General features: G+C 57.4%; 2 rRNA genes. Both read left to right on the forward strand.

The window, feature by feature from the left end:
• A 16S ribosomal RNA gene (locus ACYVNR_RS21670) occupies positions 1-1,324 on the forward strand; the annotation flags it as partial.
• A gap of 360 nt (positions 1,325-1,684) precedes the next feature.
• Positions 1,685-3,576, forward strand: a 23S ribosomal RNA gene (locus tag ACYVNR_RS21675); the annotation flags it as partial.

The following is a 3,576-nucleotide window of genomic DNA, read 5'->3' on the forward strand; positions in this document are numbered from 1 at the left end:
AGTGTGTGGAAAGTTTTTCGGTCTGGGATGGACTCGCGGCCTATCAGCTTGTTGGTGAGGTAATGGCTCACCAAGGCGACGACGGGTAGCCGGCCTGAGAGGGCGACCGGCCACACTGGGACTGAGACACGGCCCAGACTCCTACGGGAGGCAGCAGTGGGGAATATTGCACAATGGGCGAAAGCCTGATGCAGCGACGCCGCGTGAGGGATGACGGCCTTCGGGTTGTAAACCTCTTTCAGCAGGGAAGAAGCGCAAGTGACGGTACCTGCAGAAGAAGCACCGGCTAACTACGTGCCAGCAGCCGCGGTAATACGTAGGGTGCGAGCGTTGTCCGGAATTATTGGGCGTAAAGAGCTTGTAGGTGGTTTGTCGCGTCTGCTGTGAAAATCCGAGGCTCAACCTCGGACTTGCAGTGGGTACGGGCAGACTAGAGTGTGGTAGGGGAGACTGGAATTCCTGGTGTAGCGGTGGAATGCGCAGATATCAGGAGGAACACCGATGGCGAAGGCAGGTCTCTGGGCCATTACTGACACTGAGAAGCGAAAGCATGGGGAGCGAACAGGATTAGATACCCTGGTAGTCCATGCCGTAAACGTTGGGAACTAGGTGTGGGTCTCATTCCACGAGATCCGTGCCGCAGCTAACGCATTAAGTTCCCCGCCTGGGGAGTACGGCCGCAAGGCTAAAACTCAAAGGAATTGACGGGGGCCCGCACAAGCGGCGGAGCATGCGGATTAATTCGATGCAACGCGAAGAACCTTACCAAGGCTTGACATACACCGGAATCACTCAGAGATGGGTGCGTCTTCGGACTGGTGTACAGGTGGTGCATGGTTGTCGTCAGCTCGTGTCGTGAGATGTTGGGTTAAGTCCCGCAACGAGCGCAACCCTCGTTCTATGTTGCCAGCACGTCATGGTGGGGACTCATAGGAGACTGCCGGGGTCAACTCGGAGGAAGGTGGGGATGACGTCAAATCATCATGCCCCTTATGTCTTGGGCTTCACGCATGCTACAATGGCCGGTACAAAGGGCTGCGAAACCGCGAGGTGGAGCGAATCCCAAAAAACCGGTCTCAGTTCGGATTGGGGTCTGCAACTCGACCCCATGAAGTCGGAGTCGCTAGTAATCGCAGATCAGCAACGCTGCGGTGAATACGTTCCCGGGCCTTGTACACACCGCCCGTCAAGTCACGAAAGTCGGTAACACCCGAAGCCGGTGGCCCAACCCTTGTGGGGGGAGCCGTCGAAGGTGGGACTGGCGATTGGGACTAAGTCGTAACAAGGTAGCCGTACCGGAAGGTGCGGCTGGATCACCTCCTTTCTAAGGAGCAGTCATTTATGGCAGCCCGGTCTGTCCCCGAGTGTGGGGCAGCGGGTGCTCAAGGGTGGAACATCGATTTTGGCGCCTGGTCGAGCTGCTGCTCGCAAGTACAACCCGTTGATCGCCCGTAAGGGTGGGAGGGAGTGGAACGCGGCGGGGGTTCGGGTGGGTGCTTGACACGTTGTTGGGTCCTGAAGGATCGGACGACGCAGTGCCGGGCCTGCCGTGATGGTGGGTCTGGTGGTGTGCCGGCTGGTTTCTTCTGGTCGTGGGCCCTGCCGAGATCGCAGCTGATGCTGTGGTGGGTGTGGGGTGCCGGTTGTATTTTGAGAACTTCACAGTGGACGCGAGCATCTTTGTGGCCAAGTTTTTAAGGGCACACGGTGGATGCCTTGGCACCAGGAACCGAAGAAGGACGTAGGAATCTGCGATAAGCCTCGGGTAGTCGATAACCAGACTGTGATCCGAGGATTTCCGAATGGGGAAACCCGGCTGGAGGCAAGTCCAGTCACCCGCACCTGAATATATAGGGTGTGTGGAGGGAACGTGGGGAAGTGAAACATCTCAGTACCCACAGGAAGAGAAAACAACAGTGATTCCGTGAGTAGTGGCGAGCGAAAGCGGATGAGGCTAAACCGGGCGTGTGTGATAGCTGTCAGGCGTTGCACGTTCGGGGTCGTGGGACCCGCCAACAGGGGCTGACACCTCTGTAGGGAGTGAGAAATCTGCGTCATAGTCGAAGAGCATTGAATGGCTCGGCATAGAGGGTGCGACCCCCGTAGACGAAATGGTGTGGACTCCCGGTGGTGTTTCCCAAGTAGCACGGGGCCCGAGAAATCCCGTGTGAATCTGGCAGGACCACCTGCTAAGCCTAAATATTCCCTGGTGACCGATAGCGGACAAGTACCGTGAGGGAAAGGTGAAAAGTACCCCGGGAGGGGAGTGAAATAGATCCTGAAACCGTGTGCCTACAATCCGTTGGAGCCTCCCGCCGTTGGGCGTGTGGGGTGACAGCGTGCCTTTTGAAGAATGAGCCTGCGAGTTAGTGCTCAGTGGCGAGGTTAACCCGTGTGGGGAAGCCGTAGCGAAAGCGAGTCCGAACAGGGCGAATGAGTCGCTGGGTCTAGACCCGAAGCGGAGTGATCTACCCATGGCCAGGTTGAAGCGCAGGTAAGACTGCGTGGAGGACCGAACCCACTTAGGTTGAAAACTGAGGGGATGAGCTGTGGGTAGGGGTGAAAGGCCAATCAAACTCCGTGATAGCTGGTTCTCCCCGAAATGCATTTAGGTGCAGCGTCACGTGTTTCTTGCCGGAGGTAGAGCTACTGGATAGCCGATGGGCCTCACCAGGTTACTGACGTTAGCCAAACTCCGAATGCCGGTAAGTGAGAGCGTGGCAGTGAGACTGCGGGGGATAAGCTCCGTAGTCGAGAGGGAAACAGCCCAGATCACCAGCTAAGGTCCCTAAGCGTGTGCTAAGTGGGAAAGGATGTGGAGTTGCTGTGACAACCAGGAGGTTGGCTTAGAAGCAGCCACCCTTTAAAGAGTGCGTAATAGCTCACTGGTCAAGTGATTCCGCGCCGACAATGTAGCGGGGCTCAAGCACACCACCGAAGCTGTGGCATTGACATATTTGCTCGGCACCGACACCTGCGGGTTCGGTGTCCAGGCGTGTTGATGGGTAGGGGAGCGTCGTGTGGCCAGGGAAGCGGCGGTGTGAACCAGCCGTGGAGGCCACACGAGTGAGAATGCAGGCATGAGTAGCGAATGACGGGCGAGAAACCCGTCCGCCGAATAACCAAGGGTTCCAGGGTCAAGCTAATCTGCCCTGGGTAAGTCGGGACCTAAGGCGAGGCCGACAGGCGTAGTCGATGGACATCCGGTTGATATTCCGGAACCGGCGAAGAACCGCCCATGATGAACCCAGTGATGCTAAGTGCCTGAAACCGGTTCACCGGGACTTCGGTCCCATCGAGCCGGTGGAGCGCACGACCCGATCTGGTAGTAGTCAAGCGATGGAGTGACGCAGGAAGGTAGCCTCCGCGTGGCGATGGTTGTCCACGTCCAAGGGTGTAGGGCGCGATCCAGGCAAATCCGGATCGCATTAAAGCCTGAGACCTGATAGTGACCGCGAATGCGGGAAGAGGGTGATCCTATGCTGCCGAGAAAAACTTCTAGCGAGGTTCGAGCCGCCCGTACCCCAAACCGACTCAGGTGGTTAGGTAGAGAATACCAAGGCGATCGAGTGAATC

It is taken from the genome of Terrabacter koreensis (assembly GCF_054783315.1).